The organism is Brevibacillus sp. NSP2.1, assembly GCF_000470975.2.
Classification (GTDB): domain Bacteria; phylum Bacillota; class Bacilli; order Brevibacillales; family Brevibacillaceae; genus Brevibacillus; species Brevibacillus agri.
In genome coordinates this window covers 1,981,874-2,004,563 of the sequence record NZ_CP048274.1, presented here as the reverse complement: position 1 = coordinate 2,004,563, position 22,690 = coordinate 1,981,874, and the positions used below count along the sequence as shown (strand labels likewise).

22 protein-coding genes, 4 tRNA genes and 1 pseudogene are annotated in these 22,690 nt (G+C 49.7%); 9 read left to right on the top strand and 18 right to left on the bottom strand.

The features are described from left to right. Positions 1-19: 19 nt before the first annotated feature. Complete coding sequence (locus tag M655_RS10070; RefSeq protein ID WP_007784106.1) at positions 20-1,471, bottom strand: ABC transporter permease; 1,452 nt, start codon at positions 1,469-1,471, stop codon at positions 20-22. A gap of 25 nt (positions 1,472-1,496) precedes the next feature. Then, on the bottom strand, positions 1,497-2,198 hold the full coding sequence (locus tag M655_RS10065) for an ABC transporter ATP-binding protein (protein WP_005832820.1): 702 nt from the start codon (positions 2,196-2,198) through the stop codon (positions 1,497-1,499). 197 nt (positions 2,199-2,395) lie between these two features. Between M655_RS10065 and M655_RS10060 the strand changes: the two genes are divergently transcribed. Both M655_RS10060 and pdxK read left to right on the top strand, forming a co-directional pair. Then, entirely contained in the window at positions 2,396-2,566 is a 171-nt protein-coding gene (locus M655_RS10060) for a hypothetical protein (protein ID WP_005832822.1), read from the top strand. Between the two features lie 170 nt (positions 2,567-2,736). Further along, positions 2,737-3,549 carry a pyridoxine/pyridoxal/pyridoxamine kinase gene (gene pdxK, locus M655_RS10055; protein ID WP_005832824.1) on the top strand — a complete coding sequence of 271 codons (813 nt, stop codon included), beginning with the start codon at positions 2,737-2,739 and terminating at the stop codon, positions 3,547-3,549. An 80-nt stretch (positions 3,550-3,629) separates the two neighbouring features. Here the strand turns inward: pdxK and rarD are convergent, their stop codons facing one another. Next, on the bottom strand, positions 3,630-4,538 hold the full coding sequence (rarD, locus tag M655_RS10050) for an EamA family transporter RarD (RefSeq protein ID WP_005832826.1): 909 nt from the start codon (positions 4,536-4,538) through the stop codon (positions 3,630-3,632). A 261-nt stretch (positions 4,539-4,799) separates the two neighbouring features. Between rarD and M655_RS10045 the strand changes: the two genes are divergently transcribed. The 3 genes from M655_RS10045 to M655_RS10035 all read left to right on the top strand — a co-directional run bounded on the left by M655_RS10045 (position 4,800) and on the right by M655_RS10035 (position 6,670). Next, positions 4,800-5,708 (top strand): EamA family transporter, encoded by a 909-nt coding sequence (locus M655_RS10045; RefSeq protein WP_026557402.1) that lies wholly within the window; start codon positions 4,800-4,802, stop codon positions 5,706-5,708. A 132-nt stretch (positions 5,709-5,840) separates the two neighbouring features. Then, positions 5,841-6,305, top strand: coding sequence for a DinB family protein (locus tag M655_RS10040; protein ID WP_005832830.1), 465 nt, complete (start codon positions 5,841-5,843; stop codon positions 6,303-6,305). Beyond that, positions 6,302-6,670, top strand: a complete 369-nt coding sequence (locus M655_RS10035; protein WP_005832832.1) for a glyoxalase superfamily protein — start codon at positions 6,302-6,304, stop codon at positions 6,668-6,670. Before M655_RS10040 ends, M655_RS10035 begins: the two co-directional genes overlap by 4 nt. A 284-nt stretch (positions 6,671-6,954) precedes the next feature. Here M655_RS10035 and M655_RS10030 read toward each other — a convergent pair. The 3 genes from M655_RS10030 to M655_RS10020 form a co-directional block, all read right to left on the bottom strand. After that, a tRNA-His gene (locus M655_RS10030) sits at positions 6,955-7,030 on the bottom strand. Positions 7,031-7,050: 20 nt separating this feature from the next. Next, positions 7,051-7,124, bottom strand: a tRNA-Met gene (locus tag M655_RS10025). An 8-nt stretch (positions 7,125-7,132) separates the two neighbouring features. Then, positions 7,133-7,206, bottom strand: a tRNA-Gly gene (locus M655_RS10020). A gap of 401 nt (positions 7,207-7,607) precedes the next feature. Here M655_RS10020 and M655_RS10015 point away from each other — a divergent pair. Further along, positions 7,608-8,183 carry a hypothetical protein gene (locus M655_RS10015; protein WP_286086002.1) on the top strand — a complete coding sequence of 192 codons (576 nt, stop codon included), beginning with the start codon at positions 7,608-7,610 and terminating at the stop codon, positions 8,181-8,183. Between the two features lie 154 nt (positions 8,184-8,337). On the opposite strand, the pseudogene M655_RS10010 reads toward M655_RS10015, so the two are convergent. The 7 genes and pseudogenes from M655_RS10010 to M655_RS09980 all read right to left on the bottom strand — a co-directional run. After that, positions 8,338-8,637, bottom strand: a pseudogene (locus M655_RS10010) (LysR family transcriptional regulator substrate-binding protein); the annotation flags it as partial. Between the two features lie 53 nt (positions 8,638-8,690). Beyond that, on the bottom strand, positions 8,691-9,707 hold the full coding sequence (locus M655_RS10005; RefSeq protein ID WP_026557403.1) for an ABC transporter substrate-binding protein: 1,017 nt from the start codon (positions 9,705-9,707) through the stop codon (positions 8,691-8,693). Between the two features lie 123 nt (positions 9,708-9,830). Further along, a complete protein-coding gene (locus M655_RS10000; RefSeq protein WP_026557404.1) occupies positions 9,831-11,426 on the bottom strand; it encodes a helix-turn-helix domain-containing protein in 1,596 nt (531 codons plus the stop codon). A gap of 346 nt (positions 11,427-11,772) precedes the next feature. After that, a tRNA-Leu gene (locus M655_RS09995) sits at positions 11,773-11,859 on the bottom strand. Between the two features lie 130 nt (positions 11,860-11,989). Beyond that, positions 11,990-12,661, bottom strand: coding sequence for a hypothetical protein (locus M655_RS09990; protein ID WP_026557405.1), 672 nt, complete (start codon positions 12,659-12,661; stop codon positions 11,990-11,992). 18 nt (positions 12,662-12,679) lie between these two features. Further along, positions 12,680-13,018, bottom strand: coding sequence for a hypothetical protein (locus tag M655_RS09985; RefSeq protein WP_026557406.1), 339 nt, complete (start codon positions 13,016-13,018; stop codon positions 12,680-12,682). Between the two features lie 496 nt (positions 13,019-13,514). Beyond that, complete coding sequence (locus tag M655_RS09980) at positions 13,515-14,714, bottom strand: phage portal protein (protein WP_286086032.1); 1,200 nt, start codon at positions 14,712-14,714, stop codon at positions 13,515-13,517. 57 nt (positions 14,715-14,771) lie between these two features. On the opposite strand from M655_RS09980, the gene istA reads away from it, so the two are divergent. Both istA and istB read left to right on the top strand, forming a co-directional pair. Continuing rightward, positions 14,772-16,274 (top strand): IS21 family transposase, encoded by a 1,503-nt coding sequence (gene istA / locus M655_RS09975; RefSeq protein ID WP_286086001.1) that lies wholly within the window; start codon positions 14,772-14,774, stop codon positions 16,272-16,274. Continuing rightward, positions 16,271-16,999 carry an IS21-like element helper ATPase IstB gene (gene istB, locus M655_RS09970; RefSeq protein WP_283858365.1) on the top strand — a complete coding sequence of 243 codons (729 nt, stop codon included), beginning with the start codon at positions 16,271-16,273 and terminating at the stop codon, positions 16,997-16,999. Before istA ends, istB begins: the two co-directional genes overlap by 4 nt. On the opposite strand, the gene M655_RS09965 is transcribed toward istB, so the two are convergent. The 5 genes from M655_RS09965 to M655_RS09945 form a co-directional block, all read right to left on the bottom strand. Then, positions 16,957-17,337 (bottom strand): phage portal protein, encoded by a 381-nt coding sequence (locus tag M655_RS09965; protein ID WP_286086000.1) that lies wholly within the window; start codon positions 17,335-17,337, stop codon positions 16,957-16,959. The genes istB and M655_RS09965 overlap by 43 nt on opposite strands. 14 nt (positions 17,338-17,351) lie before the next feature. Then, complete coding sequence (locus tag M655_RS09960) at positions 17,352-18,923, bottom strand: terminase large subunit domain-containing protein (protein WP_026557407.1); 1,572 nt, start codon at positions 18,921-18,923, stop codon at positions 17,352-17,354. Between the two features lie 11 nt (positions 18,924-18,934). Beyond that, complete coding sequence (locus tag M655_RS09955) at positions 18,935-19,330, bottom strand: hypothetical protein (RefSeq protein WP_026557408.1); 396 nt, start codon at positions 19,328-19,330, stop codon at positions 18,935-18,937. Between the two features lie 134 nt (positions 19,331-19,464). Beyond that, on the bottom strand, positions 19,465-19,791 hold the full coding sequence (locus tag M655_RS09950; protein ID WP_152344095.1) for a hypothetical protein: 327 nt from the start codon (positions 19,789-19,791) through the stop codon (positions 19,465-19,467). A 358-nt stretch (positions 19,792-20,149) separates the two neighbouring features. Continuing rightward, positions 20,150-20,851, bottom strand: coding sequence for a hypothetical protein (locus M655_RS09945; protein WP_286085999.1), 702 nt, complete (start codon positions 20,849-20,851; stop codon positions 20,150-20,152). 231 nt (positions 20,852-21,082) lie between these two features. Between M655_RS09945 and M655_RS09940 the strand changes: the two genes are divergently transcribed. Next, complete coding sequence (locus M655_RS09940; RefSeq protein ID WP_221843694.1) at positions 21,083-22,369, top strand: IS110 family RNA-guided transposase; 1,287 nt, start codon at positions 21,083-21,085, stop codon at positions 22,367-22,369. The last annotated feature ends 321 nt before the right edge of the window (positions 22,370-22,690 follow it).

Genomic DNA, 22,690 nt, shown 5'->3' with positions numbered 1-22,690 from the left:
CTTTCGTTCCCCACATTTCTTATTCTGATCGAATCGCTTGAAGTGCACTTAGACGGGAAGCCCGAATCGCCGGGAAAATACCCGCGAGCAGCCCGATGATAAAGGAGAAGCCGATGGCAAACAACGCCAGCCAGACCGGAATCACTGCCAATTTGCTCTGTTCGCCTTCCGGTCCGCCGCCATACCCCATGTTCAAACTGTCCATAATGCCGCCGGATGCGCCGAAGTAGTTCACTAGCTCTACCGCGCCCCAGGCCATGCCAAGCCCGGCCAGGCCGCCGATCAGTCCAATGAAGCCTGACTCCATCAAAAACAGCCAGCGAATGTTAAATACGGTTGCTCCGATTACTTTCATAATGCCAATTTCTTTTGTTCGCTCCAAAATGGACATAATCATCGTATTGACGATTCCGATTGTGGCAACGAGCAAGGAGATCGCTGCAATGCCGCCCAGCACCATCTGGATCACGAAGAAAAACTGGTTGATCGTCTCCAGTTCGCGCGCTGGCGACCACACTTCATAGCCTTTTTCCTTCAACGCCTTGACGACGCTCTCTACCTGCTCCCGCGATTCTACCTTGACGGTCATCTGGTCAAATTCAAACGTGTCTTTTGTCGCCTGCTCCCGCGTGCGGCGCGACGAGCCTTCGCTGCCTTCGTCGCTGCGTCCGCGGTTCACCCAATCGTTCAGCTCTTTCACGACGCCAAGCGGGACGTAGACCGCTGTGGAGTAGCGAAAGTTTTCCGATTTTTGAAGCTGGCCGACGACGCGCACCCGCAATTCTTTTTTCTCGAATTTCGGTTCGTCGTCGATGCGGTATTCCCGCGTCAAAATGAGTGTTGCCGCTTTGTCGACGATGTTGAAGGCTGCCGACTCTCCGCCGCCGCCCATATCGGGAGGCATTGCGGACATGCCCGACTGTCTGCCGTTGTCGGCGTTGCGCCTGCGCGCCTCCCGCTTTTCTTTTTCCACATCGCGCATTGCCCGCGGAACGTCAAAAGCGACGACGACCTCCTGGGGAGAACCTGTCAAATACGTCCCTTTTTCTACATCGTTCTTGCGGTAGGCGGCCGACTCATTCACGTCGACCCCGACCAGCTCGACGTAGCCTTCGCGCCTGCCTACCTTCAGCTTCGCCTGCTCATTCAGCCGCTTGACAGGCATGACGGCTGCGATGCCCGGTATTTTTTTCAGCTCCTGAACAGCTTCCATATTCAGCCGCTTGCGTTGATCGTCCGGGATCATCTCGCCCTTTTCCTGGTCGTAGTACATCGGTTCGACGTCCATCTCTGTCAAGTTCCCGAAGTTTTCCAGGCTTTTCACTGCGTTTTCCTTCAGCCCCAAGCTCAGCGCCATCATCGCGACGATGGCAGCCGTGCCGATCATGACACCGACCGATGTCAGGGCGGTCCGCAGCTTCATCCGCCACAAGTTTCTCCAGACGATGCGAAACGAATCCATTACCTTCACAATATGTTCACCTCATACCCCTCGCCTACGCTGGCCTTGTCCTTTTTTGTACAACCCGGCCGTCCTGCAAATAAATGACGCGGTCGGACTGCTCTGCTACTTCCTGTTCATGGGTAACGATGATGAACGTAGTCCCATTTTCCCTGTTCATTTCTCTCATGAGATGGAGAATTTCCTGTTCGGTCTTCGAGTCCAGGTTCCCCGTCGGTTCGTCAGCCAAAATGATGCCTGGCTGGTTGACGAGCGCCCGCGCAATACTGACGCGCTGCTGCTGCCCACCGCTAAGCTCGTTCGGCCGGTGGTCGATCCGTCCTTCCAGTCCGACCCGATGCAAAATCTCTTTTGCTTTCGCCCTCCGCTTCTTGACGCTTTCGCCCGCGAAGATCAACGGCAGCTCCACGTTTTCCAGCGCCGTCAAGTTAGGCAAAAGGTTGTACGACTGGAAAATGAAGCCCATGTGCTTGCGGCGAAACAGGCACAATTCATTTTCGTTAAACTTGGAGATTTCCTCGCCGCTCACCATCACGCTGCCTTCCTCCGGCTTGGTCAGACCAGCGAGCAAATTCAGCAGCGTCGACTTCCCTGAACCGGACGAACCGCACAAGGCGACAAACTCGCCCCGGTTGACGTGCAGGTTGATATCAAACAGCACCGGAACCTTGATCTTCCCCGTTCCGTAGCTGTGATTGACTCCGGTTACTGTCAGCTCTCCCGTTGTGTTGGCCATCTTTACAGCACCTCATTCGTTCTTTTCTCATACTAAAGACGTAAAAAGTCGAAAAACGTAACGGACTTGACAAAAACTATTTCGCCTTCACACAAATGCAACAGCTTTTTCAAAATCATGTAACAAACGCGTAACCAACTGCTGCCAAATACGTACTACAATATGAGTGTGAAGAAAACACGAAAGGGCGATGACCGATGACAATCTATCGCTTTTTATTTGAAACCGCAACTCGCAGATGGGTAGAAATCATCAAGGCGCCGAGCATGTTCGAAGCAGCCAAACAGGCCAAACAGCTCGCGACCAAACGCTCCCGCTCCCTGTCTACGCCGATCAGCTTTTCTTTTCATCACGCTGCCTCCCGCTAACATGGTCTACATAATGAAAACCGTTTCTCATCCCGGGAAGCGGTTTTTTATTTCTGGGGATATTATTGACACCGCTGTTTTTTTCCTCTTAATATAGAGGGAGACATTACAGTGCATGACAGTAAAGCTCTGCATTCACTTCGCTGCTGCACAAGAGGGAGATAATCAAAATGACAATGAAAAAAGCGCTTACCATTGCAGGCTCCGATACCAGCGGCGGTGCTGGACAACAGGCAGACCTCAAAACGTTTCAGGAGCTTGGCGTCTTCGGAATGACAGCCCTTACTGTTATCGTGGCCCAAGACCCGCACAATGACTGGTTCCATGAAGTGTTCCCGATCGATGTGGCTATTCTGGAAAAACAGATCGAAACGGTGCTCGCCGGAATCGGCGTCGATGCAGTCAAAACCGGGATGCTTGGCACCACCGAGCTGGTTGACCTCGCTGCCCGCAAAATAGAGCAATACCAATTGAAAAATGTCGTCGTAGACCCGGTGATGATCTGTAAAGGCGCTGAAGCGCTCCATCCGGAAATCGCCATCAGCCTGCGTGAAGTGCTGCTCCCGCGTGCGACGGTTGCCACGCCAAACTTGTTCGAAGCGGGCATCCTCAGCGAAATGGGCGCGCTGACAAGCGTAGAAGACATGAAAGAAGCGGCAAAACGCATTCATGACTTCGGCACTTCTTACGTCGTGGTAAAAGGCGGCACCAAGCTGCAAAGCGGCAATGCTGTCGACGTTTTCTACGACGGGCAAAACATTGAAGTGCTCGAATCCGAGCGCTTTGACACTACATTCACGCACGGAGCAGGCTGCACCTTCTCTGCTGCGATCTGCGCTGAGCTGGCAAAAGGCAATTCCGTGCGCGGAGCCGTCGAAGTCGCGAAGGAATTTATTACAGAAGCGATTCGCCACTCCTTTGCCCTCAACCAATACGTCGGCCCAACCAACCACGGCGCATACCGCCGCAAGCACCAAGGCTAAGGCCAGCGGTTCGCAAACAAAAACTCCTGACCCGCCGAGAGCATCGTCCCGGAATCGGTCAGGAGTTTTTTTCTCTAATCTCACGCTTGCTTTTTGATCGCCACTTCCGGCTTGAGCGGAACCGTCGCCGGCTTTTTGCGCATCGAGCTTACGGTAAAGATGACGAGCGCCGACCAGATGCACGAAAAGCTGATGAGATGCGTCGTCGTAAACGGCTCTCCGAACAAAAACACAGCGGTAAGCAGCGTAATCGTCGGCGAGACGTACTGGATGAAGCCGACGATCGAGAGCGGCAAGCGCTTCGCGGCTTGCGCAAACCAGTACAACGGCATCGCCGTCGCGACTCCGGCCAGCGCCAGCAACAACATCTGCCACCATGCCAAAGTCGTCACGGTCTCTGTCCCGTTTGCCTGGAGCATAATCAGATAGCCGAGCGCGATTGGCGCGACGAACAGCGTCTCCCACGCAAGCCCGATCATCGCCTCCATCTTCACCACCTTTTTCGCCAGGCCGTAAAACGCAAACGTGAGCGCCAGCGAGAGGGCAATCCACGGAAACTCGCCGTATTGCACGGTGATGAACAGGACGCCGCAGGCAGCCAGAATCAGCGCTACCCACTGTCCGGCATGCATTTTTTCTTTTAAAAAGATCACGCCGAGCAGCACCGTAAACAGCGGATTCATATAGTAGCCAAGGCTCGTTTGCATGACCTGGTTGTTGTTTACCGCCCAAATGTAGATCAGCCAGTTCGCACTGATGAGCAGGGAGCAGATGGCAAGCGCCGCGGCTATTTTGCCTCCGGATACCGATCCCCACATCGCGCGCCAGCGTTTCGTTACCTGAATAATGATTGCGACAAAAAGAACAGACCAGACGATGCGATGCGCCAAAATCTCCCATGCGCCCATCGACTGGAACAGCTTCCAGTACAGCGGGAGCATCCCCCATGCAAAATACGCGGCAAACGCGTAAAGTATCCCCTGTTTCATTTTTCTTCCTCCACTGATTTTGCCATGTGCCCATCCTATAGAGTAGTGTAACGGAATTGTCGCCAATCGGCTATGTATTCATCACCAATATAAGCGCTCGAGACACTTTCATTCGCTACCATGGCAGCGATGTAACAAGACATCTGATTACCTCAGTAACACAATGAAGTGAGATCAAATTTTTCATTGTACCATTTTTAACGCTGGTGTACAATAGGCATTATTCAACCGAGTTTAGTCATAAGAAAGGAATTTTTACCTATGACATACTGGCGTTCTGTTTTGTTAGTCTTGCTCGGCGCATGCAGCTACGGGGTGCTGTCCCTGTTCATGAAGCACGCGTTCGCCCTTGGCTTCACTCCTTTTGAAATGAGCGGGAGCCAACTGATTTTCGGCGGCTTGATTATGTCGATTGCGGCCTTGTTCTTCTCGCGGGAACGGTTTCATTGGAAATATTTGCTGATTTTGGCGCCAGTCAGCCTGATGATGGCTTCCACCAGTATTTTTTACCATCAGGCTGTCAGTCGCGTGTCTGCTTCGCTCGCCATCGTGCTGTTGTTCCAGTTCACCTGGATCGGTGTCCTGCTCGAATCGCTCGTCGACCGCAAATGGCCGACAGCAGAAAAATGGGTATCGCTGCTCATGCTCGGCGGCGGGACGGTGCTGGCCAGCGGTCTTAGCGAAGGCGGGCTGCAAAACGTCAGCATCACGGGTCTGGTCTGCGGCCTGTTGTCGGGGGCAACGTTCGCGCTGGTCATTTTCTTCAGCGGGCGCGTCCTTCCGGGCATGAATCCTTATTTGCGCAGCGCGATTACGATCAGCATGGCAGCCGTGATGCTCTCCATCGTCTACCCGCCTACTTTTTTGCTCAATGGACGGCTGATGGACGGACTGCTTCCGCTCGGCTTGCTCGTTGCCGTATTCGGCTCGGTCATCCCGATTTTTTGCCTGGCGGTAGGCGTCCCCCGCATCGGCAACGGCCTCGCCACGATCTTGAGTGCCGTCGAGTTGCCAACCGTCGTGCTTTTGTCCTGCTTTGTCCTCCAAGAAAACGTGACGCTTTCCCAATGGGGCGGCGTTCTGATGATCCTCGCGGCCATCTGCGTGCCGCAAATCAAATGGCGCAGGCTTTTCGCGCCCGCCCATGTCTTGGAGAAAAAAGGCATGTAATTGAATCAAGCGTGTCGGTCCACCGGGGACCCGGCACGCTTTTTTTTCTGTGCCTTTCCCTTCTCGCGGATAGGAGAAAGCGGCGATGGCATGGAATGGTAAGAAGAAGCGAAATCAGGAGGGAACAGAGGTATGGAAAAACGGCATATTGTCCTCTTTCAGCAGTTGGAAGATTATCGAAAGGAAGTGCTGGAGGCGGTAAACGGCTTGTCAGAGGAAGAAGCGCTCATCGTCCCGGCGGGCTTTTCCAACAATATTTTGTGGAACTTGGGACACATCTATCTGGATCAATACTTATGGCTGCAGCACTTGACGAAAGAGGAGGCTCCGATTCCGCCCGGCTTCCGCGAATGGTTCGGCTACGGGACCAAACCGGCAGACTGGCAATCTCCTCCCCCTCCCCTGCAAACCATCCTCGCCTTGCTGGAAGAACAGCCTCAGCAAATTCGCTCCGCCTATGGGGAGCGGCTGGAGGAACCATTTCCTGCCACCGAATCTGGCATGCACACCATCGCCCAGGTGCTGGTGCGGACGATTTTTCACGAAGGGCTGCATTTGTCCACGATTACTGCATTAAGGAGGTTTGTGAACAGATGACTCTTGCCGTCACGCCTGTCTTCCGCATTTTTGACGAAGCAAAAGCGAAGGAGTTTTACGTCGATTTTCTCGGATTTCAGGTCGATTGGGAGCATCGCTACGAGGACCATTTTCCGCTGTACATGCAAGTCTCGTCGCCCGAGTGCGTGCTGCACTTAACCGAACATCACGGAGACGCCTGTCCGGGCGCGGCTGTCCGCGTGCAGGTCGAGGACATCGAGCTGCTGCACCAGACGCTTACCGGCAAGTCGTACAAATACGCCCGGCCCGGTCTGGAAAAAACGCCATGGGGAACGCGCGAGGTGTGCGTGACAGACCCGTTTGGCAACCGGATTCACTTTTTTCAGCCGCATCCTTTTCCGTAAGCAGGCAAAAACAAGCTCCCGCTGGCAGCTTCTTGGCCGCGTAAGGAACTGTGTCGCCCCGCCGCGAACCTTTCTCGTGCGCGCGCTTGTATGCTTTTTTCGCACCGCCTGCATGTTTCGCCGCATGAAGGCGGGGCGGTCGATCGCATGTGTGCCTATGCTCGGACCACTGCCATGCTGCACCGCAACATGTAGCGAGCGAGAAACTCGTCCTGAAAACGCGCATACAAAAAGCCCAGCCAGATCCGTGCAGGAATCTCGCTGGGCTTTTGCTGTTTCTACTATGGGGCGATCGATGGGACTCGAACCCACGAATGCCGGAGCCACAATCCGGTGCGTTAACCCCTTCGCCACGACCGCCATGTGTGGAATCAATCAGGTAGCGGCGGAGGGAGTCGAACCCCCGACCTTTCGGGTATGAACCGAACGCTCTGACCATCTGAGCTACACCGCCAAACGCTATGGAGCGGGTGATGGGAATCGAACCCACGCGACCAGCTTGGAAGGCTGGAGTTCTACCATTGAACTACACCCGCAAAACAAATGCTGTCCCCTTTTGCGCAAGCTGTCGCTTGCCAGGTTCGCATTGCTGAAAAGTGGTTTTCGGACCTCTTTTACAAGCGTAATTGTAACATATGTGAAAAAAAAGTCAAGGATATGGAAAGTGACGCCATATAAAGCCGTTGTGTATAGGCTCGGGGTCGACAAGCGCAAACTTGTCCGTCCGCGACGGCGCGGGCTGTCCTTTGTATATTATATAGAAGAAAAACATCCTGCTTCCTCCGAGCCGTTCGCGGAAATTCGCCCTAGTTCATGATAGGCAGGCTGTTTTTTGCGGCCTTCTCCGTTCAAAAAAACTTTAACCATTGTCCGCAATTCCTATACACAAATGGAAAAATATAGCCGATGGTAACAGGAGAAGCAGCATTACCGCTGATTGGAAAAGAGGAACCTATGTGAAAATTTCCATGTCGCACAGATCAAGGCGCTCGATGAGCAAATTCGCGCTCTGGATGAACAAATCAGCCAAATCAAGCTGGATGAAATGCAGAAGACGTTCGTCCAGGATGCAGACAGCAAACAGCCGACTCCTGAAAAACCCGCTGACGCTGGCAACCAGACTGCCGAAGAACCTGCCTTGCAGCATTTCATGGCGTTGTCCGGTAACTTGGAGCAGCTCGAACAGCTTTCTGCCCAGAAACATAAAATCGCCCGCGGCATCCGGGTGTTGAATCAGGAGATCAAGCTGGACGAAAGCCGGGCTTTGTCAGGCCAAACGGCAACAGCCAAACGCGAGCAAGTGGCCGCACTGGAACAGACGATGGGCAGGCTCGATGAGCAGATGGGAGAAAAGTTTAAGGCGCTGGCAGCACAGCTCATCGAGCAGACGAATTTTGCCGAAGCCGAATCTTTCAGCACCGCTGCCCCTCCCCGCAATGCAGATGAATCGAGCAGCGGCGAGTCTTCGGCAGAAAACGCCCAGTCCGCACCTGACCTGGAACTCGCCCCGTAACGCGAGACAGAACAACCCACCTTTACGAGTGGAGCGACCACGCCGCGCCAGATGTTGCGGCCCGCTCGTAAAGGTGGGTTTTCGTATTCTTTCTTGTGTGGCAAACAGCAGCAGACTGGCTCTGACCTGGCTGTCGTGGCCGCCCGTCTGCCTGTCATTTTCCACGCTCCAAGCGGAAAGCATCCGGTTTGCAAAAGGACAGCAGCGCATTGCTCGTGACGTCCGCAAAGTATTCCTCCACGATCTCGCGAAACTCCCGGGCAGCGCGGGAAATGTACCGGCTCTTGTGCCAGAGCAAAGCGATCTCGCGCGCCAAATTGCAGCCCTCTACCCGCAAATAGTGGACCTGCTCGTGCAAGCTCCTTCCCGTGCAAGGGATAAAGGCGATGCCGATTCCCGCCTCTACGAGCGCAACCAGCCGGGCAGGTTCATCGCCTTCGTACACGTAAGCTGGCTCGAGGGCTGATTTCAGCATGTATCCAGATGGCAGGAGGAAATATTCCGCTGTCAAAACTGATGCTTGCCCTCGACCAGCATGTCGGCAATCAGATCGACTTGTGCTTTTACGGCAATCGGGTCGTACGGCCAAAAATAGTCGGTATCCATCTGGTAAACGCGGCCGTTTTTGACTGCGTCCAGCGTGTTCCAGATCGGATTGCTCGGATCAAGTCCCGCCTGCTTGCCCGACTCCACAAAAAGGTAGTCGCCGGAAAATTCGTTGACCTGCTCTAACGAGATGGTCACATGCTCTTTGCCCTCGTCTACGCTTTTTTGCACCAGCGGCGGTCGCTTCAGCCCAAGATGCTTGTACATGGCTTCGGCTCCCCGCCAAAGGCCGTCGGCGTACACCACCAGTTGCTTGTCGAAGCCGCCCATGATCGCAGCCGTCGCGTTTTCGCCGACGACTCCCTTGATGCGCTGCTTTGCTTTCTCTACCGTTTCGTTGAAAGAGGCAATCCAGGCTTCCGCTTCTTTTTCCTTGCCGAGAATCTCCCCGAACGTGCGGATTTGCTCGCGCGAGTCTTTGAATGTCGTATGGACGAAAACGAGTGTGGGCGCGATTTTGCTCAACTGCTCATAGAGCTTGGGGTCGTCGCTCAGCGTGACGATCAGGTCGGGATTCAGGGCCAAAATTTTCTCCACACTGCTGGCGTCAATCGTGCCGATGTCTTCGATGCCCTCTGTCTGTGCCTTGATATGCGGGGAGTCGATATCCCAGAACGGTGCCCCGACAGGCTTGATCCCGAGTGCCAGGAAGGTAGCCAAATATCCTTGGGCGACAATGCGCTTTGGCTCGGCCGGAATTTCAATTTCTCCGTTGACCGTCTTTACTTTACGGGTAGACGGCTTGGCCTCTCCGCTCGTCGCAGCCGTTGCCGCTGTTTGCCCCTCTACTGCGTTTTCCTGCGAGGCCCCGCTGCCCCCTCCGGCTCCACCGCAAGCCGCAAGCAATACCGCCATCGCCAATAGTAAGGCGCTCAGCATGCCAGGCGCTCTGTGTGCTCCAACCTTGTTTCTTTTCATCCTGTACAGCTCCTTCTTGCTAAAAATGGGAAACGACCTTATCAATAAAATCCGTACCCATCATAGCAAGCTTTTCCATACACCGTCTATTTCATAAAGTTGCCGTTTTTTCTGGACAAATGTTCACTCTGCGCCGCCGCGGAGCAAGCAATTTGTCTGGATGTGCAACTGGCGCTCTAGCGCCAAGCCGTCACTGCTCCAAAATTCGTTCAGCTCCAGCGCATACACCTGTCCGGGAGCCTTTTCGAAGGCTGGCAAGCTCAGGCCATGCACACCCGCCCCATGGTCATCGCGGGCATCAATGACAAACATATGGTCTGCGGCGTATTCGGGCAGCCTGTCTGCTGCAATCCAGAGATGCCGTCCAGGCACGAGCACGTCCCTGTGCACGCTCTCCGGCGGACGGAAGCCAAGGGCGTCGTACAGGTTGTACGCCCCTCTCGCCGTTTTGTTCCAGATGAAGACGCCATCGTGGCGCAGCTCGTAGACGGCGGCCGTGTCCCCTCTGTCGATCAGCTTTTGCAGTTGTTTTCTCGCAGTTTCGACCTGTGCCTGATAGCGCTCGATCCATCGCTCCGCTTCCCGCTCTCTGCCAATCAGCTTGCCGACCAGCCGAAGCTCCGCGAGCGGGTCCAGCTTGTCCCATTCCAGCGCCAGCACCGGGGCGATGTTTTGCAGTCGCTTCATCCTGCCAGGCGTGTAATAAAAGTAGGTCGGAGCCAGGGCGAGATCCGCTTTCAGGTTGGCGAGCTGCTCGTCGTCGTATGCGCCGTTGACCGTCGGAACATTTTGCAGTTCCTCTTTTAACAGCAGCGCTCCGCGCACAAGCTCATCGTCAGTGGCGACAGGCGTGACACCGAGCGCAAGCAAATCGCCCACGAATTGAAAGGCGGCGATTCGCTTCGGAATCGGCCGACTGCGGAACTCGCCTGGGGACATGCCGGTCAGTTGCTTGAATTTTCGGCTCAAATACTCGCCGTTTGCATAGCCGACCTTCGCGGCAATTTCGTTGACCGTCATGGCCGACGTCAGCAAATGCTCTTTGGCGCGGTCGATCCGCACGCGATTCAAATATTCGGAATAGCCCCACCCCAGCTTTTTCGCAAACAAGGTCGAAAAATAGCTTGTATGAAATCCGGCCAGCCGCGCCAGCTCGGGGCGGGTAATCGGGCTTCGGTAGTTTTCCTCGATATAGGTTACCGCTTTCTGGATCGACGGCTCCCAATCCAGTTCAGGCGTAATTTCGTACTGAAGGGCAAGCTCCATCATCTCTTTGAACAAGCGCTGGTGCTGCTTTTGCTCTGCCGTCTGGCCGTGGGCGGACGCTTGCTGGCACGCGTGCGAAAGCTCGTTCAGCAGCACATTTGCCCGATACGGCAGTCGATTCGTGACCCAGCCGCTCGCAGGCAAACAACTGCGGTCGTTGCGGTAGACGAGCTGCTCATCGTCGTGCTCCGCCAGCCGATAGCTCTCGAAGGACAGGCGGCAAACAGGCGGGCTCTCGTTTTTGTCGGCGCAGATCGTCACCGAGTGGCCCGGACGCAAAAGCACGATTTGTTCCGGGCCCAGCCAAACCGTCCGCTTGCCGTCCTGCATGCGCATTCGCCCTGACAGCGGGGCGAGCATCGTCGGGGACGAGAACGCCACTTCCAGGGACGGCTTCCCTTTTTCCCACGCCAGGAGACTGCACTCTTTTAAAACGTGAAGAACCGAGTCCATGCATGCAACCTCTTTCCTGCGTTTTCTTTCTTTTCGTTATACCATATCTTGTCCGCGCGACCTGTTGGGGCCACGTTTTTGGGGACAGGGTGCTGGCATGGCAGGGGGGAGCCGCCGGGAACCAGGTCAAGGAGAAGGAACGAACAACCCGCGAGACGCCTTGTACAATCAACAGGTCTCGCGGGTCGCTTTGTCCTATGCCCCAGCCATGGGTGTTGCCGTACGCTTCGGCCATTCCGAAACGGCCGCGCCGAATATGGCAGCGCCAGCAGAGAGAGCGCGAACGCCTAACAAAAAAAGGCCCCTGCCTGCCACAAAAGCAGACTGGAACCTGTCGTTTACGATATGGTGCGGTCGAGAGGACTTGAACCTCCACGGTGTTGCCACCACTAGAACCTGAATCTAGCGCGTCTGCCAATTCCGCCACGACCGCATATGAAAATGTCAGCATTATCAAGTGTTTTGTGATGCTTAGAACACTTTCTTCCCGATACAACATTTATAATTATATAGTGGTCAGCGACATTTGTAAAGTGGTTTTAAATTTTTTCTTAATTTGTTGTTCAATCATAAAACGAACTGTCGATGACACCATCCCAATTCGCATGGTCATACTGCCAATGAATACCGTTGACCTTATCAGTCAGTTGAGATAAAGAAGTCACTTTGACATTGATACGAACCAGACCTTTTGAGATGAAATCAAATCCCTGATACGCATACTGACGATTGTCAATGACAATATCATGCTTCCTAGAATTATCTGTGAATGACTCGAATATTGCTCTGGTTGTTGCATTATCTTGGGCAAGGATAGCCAGTTCTCCCTCTCCAAGAATCATTTGTCTGCCACCATCCAAACCAAAATCACTTGTAGTCTGGACAATGCAAGGGATTTCCTTAACGTCATATGATACATAGGCTGAGTTTGGAGCGTCCTTAACAGACAGGTTAAATCTAATGGAATGCTCTGCACACCTTATTATGGCTTTGTACGATTCGTAACGTTTAGTCTTAACTTGACTGATTACATACCAATCTTTTCCTTCCAGTAGAATGTGGTCGCCACGTTTGAGTTGTGTGCTGGTGGAAATATATTTATCGTCCCACTCGTTAATGGATGTGTTCGTGATAACCGCTCTCGTATCCAAATTATTTACCTTGATTGAAGTTCCGAACTTATCCAACAACACTTTGAAATCACTGTCCTGTACCTGAAACAAATTAACCTTCATGTAAAGCACTCTCCTTTCTTACTGGAACAGCATAAAATAATTGCTTTCGGTCTTATCATCGTTAGATGGCATCTGACGAACCTTGCGTTCCAATTGCTCAATCCTAGCTTGAAGATTTTCATGGAATGCTGCTATGCTCATATCATCCTGCTTGTAATCCTTCATTAGAGTGGGGTTATTAGCAACCGATTCCAAAATGGATAATGCAGTCTGGTAAATGGAACGCTTCGATTTATTTGATTCTGGATTGTATTCGTCATAGTGCTTCAAGCCATTCTCTGCAAGATACACTTGGATTTCCTCATGGGACAATTCGATACCTTGAATCTCTAATTGCAGTCGCTGTAAGTTGTTCATTTGGAAAACACTCCTTTTTGAAATTTTTTGCCTGTGTGTAAAGAGGTATGTTCGCCCACCCTAAAATACTTTTAGGGTATCGCACCTCAAACCGAGTATTTTCAGTGTACGGAACTGAATAAACCCTGTATTTATTCATCGTTTATGCACTGTTATTCATTTTCGTTGCATAAAACCTTTGAAACTGCCCGAATTACCATATTTTAGGCGAAAAACAGACCACTATCTAGAGTAAGATGGTGGTCTAAATTGTAAGAATATTTCGTTGGACATGAAGATGGTGAAACCGTTGATTTGATTGTCTTCATTGTTCTTTATCTTAACGTTCGGACGCTCTAATCCTTACAGTCCTTAGAGTTGGACAGGACGCACACCTGACTTGAACTTCTCTGAATCCAACTGATAGCGGCTCAGTTTGTTCTCTATATAATTCAAAAGTGTGCGGTCTGCGAACATACATTCCCACACAACTATCCTATCTTTTACAACTGTCTTATTAAGCGATTTTCGCCACTTTTTCAACCTTATCCTCACTCATGCCACCATCATTATCCAACTGAACATCACGATTGGCATTCGACCCCTTCAAGCGTTCCATCTCTTGTCCTACATCTTTTGTATAGGGACTGTTTTCAAGAACGCTCTCAATACTGATAGCCCCAATCTCACGCAATGCTTTAAGGTTTTCAATAATGTCCTTCTCGTTCGTAGGTCTGCTATACTGAAACACAACATCCAAAGTATCAAACGCTTCCTCATCAAACGAAACACCCATACGACCAAGTAGTTCGGCAATGACAGCAAATCTCTGTTCCATTCCTTCACGAATAAACTTCTCATTCAATCCTGCCTTAATATCTGCAAGCTGAAACAACAACTTCATTGATACCTCAGATAAGTTGCTTACGTCAGTGTTGTTCAAGCTGACAGCAGGTGTGAACGAAACATCAAGTAAAGCTTGCTTCAATGTCTTATAAATGGCTTCAAAGGATTGATAGTCCAGCGAGTTACTAATCATCTTGAAATCTGCGCCATCATCAAGAACAAGCCCACCACCAACAACATGATTAGGCAACCCATCCCCTTTCAACTGTTGACCAATGGCTACAGGAATCGGATTGTGATGTTTATAAAACGAATCAGTGAACTTGGAAAGAATGTCCTCCATATTGTCCAAGATGCCAATGAAGTCATCCAAATCACTACGACCAAACACAGCATCCATTTCATTCTGGTTCTTGTAACAGATTGGTAAACCGCTCACATTCTTTTTAGCTTCCAGCAAATAGAACTCATCTTCTCCTGTCCCTGCATTTGTCCATGTTTCAACTTTGTCTGAATAATACACTGTGTAATATTCAGCAAAATCGGCAATATAGAACTCGATAAATGCAATCAGTTCATTCTTGAAGTTATAAACAGGATACGAGTCTTCTGGTGCAATCAGCTTGCTCTTAATCACGCCATCTTGAACATAAATATACTCATATGCGTTCCCATACTTAACAAGGTTGTCCAGAATGTCGAAGTCAATCTTATTGAACTTCCCTTTACGATAGACCTTCTTGAACTCTGCAACTGTATTCTCATCACCAGTTGTATATCGCATAATAAAAGTACAGAAAATCGCAGCGTAAAAATGCAGAGCTAGCCTGCGTTTTACAAGGCGGAAAAATAAATAGGCACTTGCCAACATCACTCTATTAAGTCTACCTTGGTCTTTGTCCAGAAGAACCAGGGAGATGTGAGAGGAATGTTGAAAGTGCCACAGCAACAGTATATCAAATTTTTGTACGAGAATGAGGATTATTCAATCTCGGAGATTGCGAGAGCCATGGGAGTCAATTGGCGGACAGCCAAGAAATACGCCACAAAGGACGATTGGAATGAACCCGTTTGTCGGCGCAAGAGACGATATCCCGTTCTCGGTCCGTATCTTGACATCATTGATACTTGGTTAACGGAGGAGCAGGCGTTGCCCCGCAAACAGCGTTATACCGCGAAGCGAATCTTTGATCGTCTGCGTGATGAATACAGGTTTGAGGGCGGACGACGCACTGTTGAAGAATATGTAGCCAAACGCCGAAAAGAACTCAAGCTGGAACGTGCCGAAAGCTATGAACGACTCGAACACCCCGGCGGCGAGGCACAGGTTGATTTTGGTACAGCCTATGTTGGGCAACCAGGTCAACTCGTGGAGCGCAAAGTGCTGATTATGTCCTTCTCGTTTAGCAATGCGGCCTTCGCCTTTCCGGTTCGAAAGGAGAACACAGAGTGTTTTCTGGAGGCAATGAAGCACATCTTTGAACGGATGGGAGGCGTTCCGAGGAAAATCTGGTTCGACAACTTGTCGGCGGCGGTGGTCTCGATTAGCCGTGATGGAAAGCGGTCATGCACCGATCAGTTCCTGCGGTTTGCTACCCACTACCGGTTCGACCCAGAATTCTGTAATCCCTATCGTGGTCACGAAAAGGGGCATGTGGAGAACAAGGTGGGGTACAGTCGGCGTAATTGGCTCGTACCACCACCGATTTGCGAAACGGATGCTGACCTTGAGACATACTTGGCCCAGGCAGCAGAGGCAGACATGGATCGTCCACACTATGCCAAGAAAGAGCGTATCGTCGACTTGTGGGAGCAAGAACGGAAGAAGCTTTTGGCTATGCCAACCGTTGCGTTTGAGGTTTTCAGGCTTGAACCGGCCCGCTTGAACAAATATCGGGAACTCCGGTTTGAAACAACCACATATCCACTACCGCAGTGCCGTGCGCTAGATCCCGTATTGCTCAAGGTGAAATGGGACGAGATCGAGGTTTTGTCGGGCGACGGAGAGTACCGACACCTGGGGACGTTGCCTCGCCCGTACACGGAAAAGGCAATCCCGATTGAGTGGACAGATGTGTTTGAGGGTTACCTGAGAAAGCCAAGGATGGTGATGTACTCCGATCTGGCGAGGTTCATGCCTGCTTCCGTCCGCAGATTCGTGCAAGTGGAGGATATCGATCTGAGGAAATCTCGTGTGGCTCTGATTCGTCGATTGTTAGATACACACCAGATGTCCGACATGGGTGCTGCACTCGATACACTGGCTGGGCATTTCGATCCTGACACAGTCCTTGAGCATGCGCTATATGCGATGAAACATCCTGAGTTTCACCCTAAGCCGTTTGCGGAGGCTCATACACCGATGGAGATTCACGGGCACACACCGGACCTCAGGCAATATGACGCCATTCTGGGGGTGAGCAGAGCATGAAACACGAATTGGTTACTGCATGCAAGAACCTCCACTTGGGGTATGTGATGGAAGCGTACGAGGCGATTGCGTTCAATGACCGCTCGCAATACTTGCTTGAAGTCCTCCAAGTGGAACTGCGGGGCCGAGAGATATCCAGGATTCGCAGACTCATGAAGAAAGCCCGGTTTCCACAGATGAAGACACTAGAGGATTATGATTTCGGAGCAGTCACCTTCCCAGCGCATTGCAGTCGTGAGCTCCTAACGGATCTGGCATTTCTCGAGCGGAAAGAGAACGTGATGATGCTGGGCAAAGTGGGAACAGGCAAGACCCACCTGGCAACGGCACCAGGCGTGGAGGCTTGCCGACGAGGGTACGAGGTACGATTCTTTCGGGTGCATGACCTTGTGGCCGCGTTACAGGACAAGTACCAATCCGGGACGCTTAGCCGTTTTCAGCGGGAGTTGCAGAAGGCTGAGTTACTCATCCTCGACGAAATGGGGTTTGTGCCCTTTCACAAAGACGGAGCTGAACTACTGTTTAACGTCATCTCCGAATGCTATGAGCAAAGGAGTGTGATTGTCACCTCTAACCTTGAGTTTGGCCAGTGGAACACGGTGTTTGGAGATGCCAGACTGACAGCAGCGCTCGTGGACCGACTCGTTCACCACGCACACGTCCTGGCTTTCACCGGCGAGAGCTACCGGCTACGAAATGCGCTATCCGGAGTGAGATCGTCATAATCTTCAGCGTTGGCCGTGCCTATGCACAAATCCGCAGCGATTCTCTGTATTTTTGACTTGCGAAAAACACCAGTAAGCGAAATCGGATTCTTCAACAGATAACTGGTCTGAAAGTTCACGATGGTCTTGCAATACTGCAAAACAATCTTGCGTGGCTCAAAGTCCTTGCCATTGTATGTTTCCATTCCTCTTTTCAAAATCTTATGCTGCCCACTCAAATACTCTTTCTTTTCAAGAATGTCTTGGACTCTTCGCTTATGGTGCGGCATGGAAACCTCTTCTACAAACCAATGCGCTTCACCATTATGAGTGCGATTAATATATTCTTGAATATCCATCTATCACCATCTCCTTATACATACCATTTGTTTGCTTTAATTGCTTGAACAGCAAAAGCAAGAGAGATAACCAAGTCATCGTGATTGCCTTGACCAGCTTTGTTTCCTGTTTTGCCATCTGCTTCCACAAATATTTGCATTTGTGCCAATGTCTCTTTGCAATTGACCTGTATCATGCCAACTTCAAAATGCTCTTTACAATCAGAAACAAGAATGCTCTTGGTTACTGCTGTTGTCTGCCATCCCAGCTTCATTTGCTTTCTACCTGTCGATTGATTAAATACCTTGTGCTTATATAGATTCAGATAGTCATATTCCTTCCTTAATCGTTCAAGCAATGGCAATCCATAGCTGTTACGCTCAATGACAAAGAACGTATAGTTGTAGAATCTGCCAATACAATCAATGATTTCTGCAAATACATACACAGGAACTTTGTTATGATAAAAACTCGCTACCTGTTCGCCATCGGCATCCAAAATCGTAATGGTTGAACTGTCTCCACCAGAACCAGAAGCGGTATCCGCACCGCCAAAATATCGTTCTCCCCTTTTGGGCAACTTGAAAATAAAAAGACCTCTGTTGATATACTTCAACAAAGGTTCTGGAAGGTGATTCAATTCCATTTTTGGCATTGATTCTGGTGTAGCGTTGATTCGCTCTAACACCTTTGATTGGTCAAAGACACTGAATCCACTACTAATAAAGGATTCCATCGGATTGCTTGGGAACTCTTGATAAAATTCTTGGATGCTCATATCAAGCAATTTCCACCTGCGCCACATCAATTGTTTTAATGTTGCACCCTTCTCATGTAGAATTTTTTCATCATCGTCTAAATCAGCAGGACATAAACACCTTCCTCCATTGCTTGCCTTGTACCATTCTTCCGCTTGATTATAGTCATGCTTGAATTGTCTTTCATAAGCACTGGAATAGAAAGGAAAGAAGAAAGCTCTGTATTTAGACTTTCCTTTAAAGGCATTCATGAAGACTTCCTGGTAATAGTTAAAGCCATTCGATGTTGTCTCAATGACAATTCTGCTTGTCTCGTTCTTAGCCAACGCTTGTTCAGCAGACAGCAGTACCTTCTCTTGATTCTGGTAAAATGCAAACTCTGACAACAGAATATATTGGTATGTAGTACCACGCCCAATATCTTTTAATCCAGCTACAGAGCATTGAATCCTCGAACCATTTTCTAGAACGAACTCATCACGATTAGACCGCTTAATCTTCGGAAACGAATATTTGTCATGCGGTAATGAATCGTACATCATTTTCAACTTCTCAAACAATGAACTCGATGATTCCGCTTTATATGAAACCAACAAATAGTTGGTGTTGCTGTTCGTACAAGCATAGTACAAGCACAGACCCAACGATAAAGTGGAGAATCCGATTTGCCTTGCTTTCGAGATGATGTTGAATTTGACCATCTCATTAATGAACATTTCCTGTTGCTCATTCACCTTAAAGGGAACAGCATCACCATTGTTGTCTACAATCTTCACAAAGTTCTGCAACCACAACTTCGGACTCTCGTTAATTACTTTCAGTTTTTCCTTCACGCTTACCCTAGCCATTTCATCACCTTCTATATAATCAAATCATCATCCTCTTCCTCGTCTTCTTCAAAACGCTCCATGCTTTTCATTGCGATTTTTGCGTGTGCATCAATCTCTCTTGTCAATGCCAAGAACAGCTTTACTGACTTGTCGTCACCTGTCTTGGCGTTCTCAGCAACAACGTTGTAAACCTCCTGCAAGTCATCTGCGGTTCTGGACTGCAACATCAGAGCCACCAACGCTTTGTACTCCTGTGTCTTTTCCCAACGCAAATAAGGATTCATCGTTTTCTTGTTTACCACCCTGAGAAAATCTTCTTGTGTCTTGATTCCCTTCGTCTGGTCGAACCGCACAGCAGGAAACTTATATTTGAAATACTCAGCCCTGTCCCATGCAACCGCTTTTAGTGCATCATGAATATTCATCTGACCAACTCCTTTTGGTAAAATATAGATATTTAGAAAGTTGTACGATTTTAGGGTTAATAGATTATTTATATCCCTATGAAGGGTTCTAGCTCTGCCTTTAATCCCTCATACCTCATCCACTAGGACATCTATCAACTAGCCAAGGCTACTAAACTCTCATATTGCTTTCTTGGAAGCATCTTCTTTAACTCCCTATTTGTGAAATAAAACATCATACATGATTTGAGATTATTCATTTGCTCAGTTACAAACATTTTGGATTCATCACTCTCTCTTTCGACAGCCATCTTTATATTCAATCGGTACAGGTTAGGTAATTTTCGTTGCAATCCCTTCCCTTTAGGTATCCTGTTGCGCTCCACTACTTCAATCACTCCCAAGTCAATCAATTTGTTTACTTGGTTTCTAGCTGTCTCTTCTACCAAGCCTGTTGTCGTTGCAATATCTTTAAAAGGCATAAAAAAAACGCCTTGCAAATTCGCATGGCGCTTTGAGTGAATCAGCATAGCATATGTGATTAGCTTCTGGTTCTTTTGTGGACACTTGTGAATGCTAATCAAAAAGTTGACCATTTTTGGAGCAAACGCTCATCTTCGAGTTGACCACCTACGATGCTTTTTTTCACACAAAGTAGCATTTTATTTCCTGCACCAAGGATCGTCAAGGATAAAGGGTAAACCCCTTGCTACGCAAGCCCTTGACGATCCTTGGCTCAGTAAAAACATTTGCAATTAGGTGTGAAAATGATGACGTGTGCTCAAACTGTCAGGTGGGTAACTTTATGATGAGCAAAGTGGTCAACATTTTGGTGAGCGTTCACAGACACTTTTCAATAATCCATTTGACTTCATCGAGTGTAACTGTCAAATCTTTATTACTGGCACTCAAATTATAATCTCGTTCGTAAATGTCCTTTACTACTTGGTCAATATCTTTGTAACAATCCTCCAAGGGAGTCGTATATGAATCTGGATTTTGCCATTCCATCCAAGCATATAACTCACTTCGGCAATCTTCACGTTCCAAGCCACAGTATTTTAGATACATGCCAATTAATAAGATGGACTTGTGTCGGCTGCCCTGAATCTGCAATCCATTTTTTAGTAGCTCTTGCGCTCTACTGATGGAGTATTCTTCCGATTGCTCATAATTAGCGAGCGATTTGTGATGGCTTATCGCGTCCTCTGTTCTGATAAATTTCTCCGTATCTTCGATTTCCAACTCTTCCCTTTCGATAATATTCAATATTCTTTGACTCGTCATTTTCGTGATGGATAACAAATACGCTTCGCTGGCTTCTTGATTCATTACCTTCAATCCATCTTCGACTAGGCAAAATCCACAATACTCGCCTGTCTTCTGGTGTTTGCCCAGCGGTAATTTTATGCCTAACTTATCAGTAACCCGAAATTCAACTTTGTTTCCTGCATCGGAGAACAGATGCACCTCTGCTTTATCGAGCACATAATCAAAGAATTTTTTTGCATCTGTAATCTGAATTAAATCTTCAAAAAACAAATCAATGTGATACCCCTTCGAGCCACTAAAACTGTAAGCGTCAAATAAATCCCACCTTCAAAACACAGACCGCACTTTGAGATAATCTCCTCAGAATCAAGTGAGGAGCCATTCCTGTAATGAAGAAATTTGAGCTTTGAAAGAAAAAAGCGCCTCCTGTATGCTGGGTCTTGGAATGGTCACATTCACACTGCCCTAATGAAAAGGAGGACGCTCTACATGAAGTATAAGCTGAAACAGAAACAGAATCAACGGATTACACGAATTACCGAAAAAACACTGGTTGTTGGCGCGGACATCGCCAAAAAGATTCATGTAGCTCGAGCCGTGGATTTCCGAGGCATTGAGCTTGGGAAAGAATGTGTGTTCCACAACGATCAGGAGGGGCTAACGAAACTGGCTGCGTGGATGAAGGAGCTTGGCCGGATACATGAGAAAACCGACATCGTATTTGGCATCGAGCCTACCGGACACTACTGGTTCCCGTTAGCGGCATTTTTGAAGGAGCAAGACATCAGGGTCGTCGTCGTGAATCCGCACCATGTGAACAAGAGCAAAGAACTTGAGGACAACTCGCAGACCAAGAGCGACTACAAGGATGCGAAGGTCATTGCCGACCTGATTCGGAGCGGGAAATATTCAGAGCCCAATTTGCCGACCAAGGAATATGCAGAGCTACGCATTCTGATGAATTTTCGGGAGAAGGTCATGGTGAGCTTGAATCAAGTGAAAGCTCGGATTACAAACTGGTTTGACCGCTACTTTCCGGAGTATCCACAAGTGTTTAAGGACTGGGAAGGCAAGGCATCACTGATGACCATGCGCCAGTTTCCCACTCCAGAGGAGATTGTCTCGATAGGCGCCAGAGGCGTTCTCACACATTGGAAGACGGAAATCAAGCGTGGGGTGGGCATCAAGAGAGCGGAGCAGCTCTATGCTGCCGCTACGGTCTCTATCGGGCTTACCGAGGGGCTGACAGCTGCCCGAATCGAGCTTGCCGCCTTGCTGCAGCAGTACGATCTGTACTGCAAGCAAGAAGAAAGCATTATGACGGAAGTCCTGCAGATTCTGGAGAAGATCCCCGGAACGAAGCAAATGCTGAGCATCCCAGGGATTGGCATTCTGACCGTCGCCGGCTTCTTGGCGGAGGTTGGCGATCTGAACAACTACGACCATGGACAGCAGATCATCCGTCTGGCTGGGCTGAATCTGACGGAGAACAGCTCTGGAAAACGTAAGGGAAAGACCGGAATCAGCAAGCGGGGGCGCTCTCGCCTAAGAGGCATCTTGTTCCGCTGCATGCTGCCGATGGTAGCCAAAAACAAAGAGTTTAAAGCGCTCCACGAGTATTATACAACGCGTAGTCAAAATCCGCTCAAGAAGAAGCAATCGATTATCGCCTTATGTGGAAAACTGGTTCGCGTCCTCTATGCACTGGGGACAAAGCAGAAAGAGTATAACGCAAACGAAGTATTGGGGCCGATTCGACAAGCCCAGCTACAACAAAGTGCTGCATAAAGCTTATCAACAAACCTGTCATCTCGCTTATTCACATGTGTACAACCATGACAACGGAAGCACCGGAGAAGCCGAAGAATTATAATCCATAAGGGCAACGACCCAGTCGAGGAGCTAGAATCGGCCTCCACCCCTTGAGAGGTAGAACGAAGGAATGTAAGGGCATAGACCCAGCGTGACATGGGAGGGTAAACCCCGAGGGCGGATGTGGAGATCCACTGTGCGATCATACCTTTTTATCCACAGTCTGGAAACTGGTGATTGCAGGCTCTATTCCCGCCACAGCCCTTACAGAAATATTTGTATCTCCTTCAATCTTCC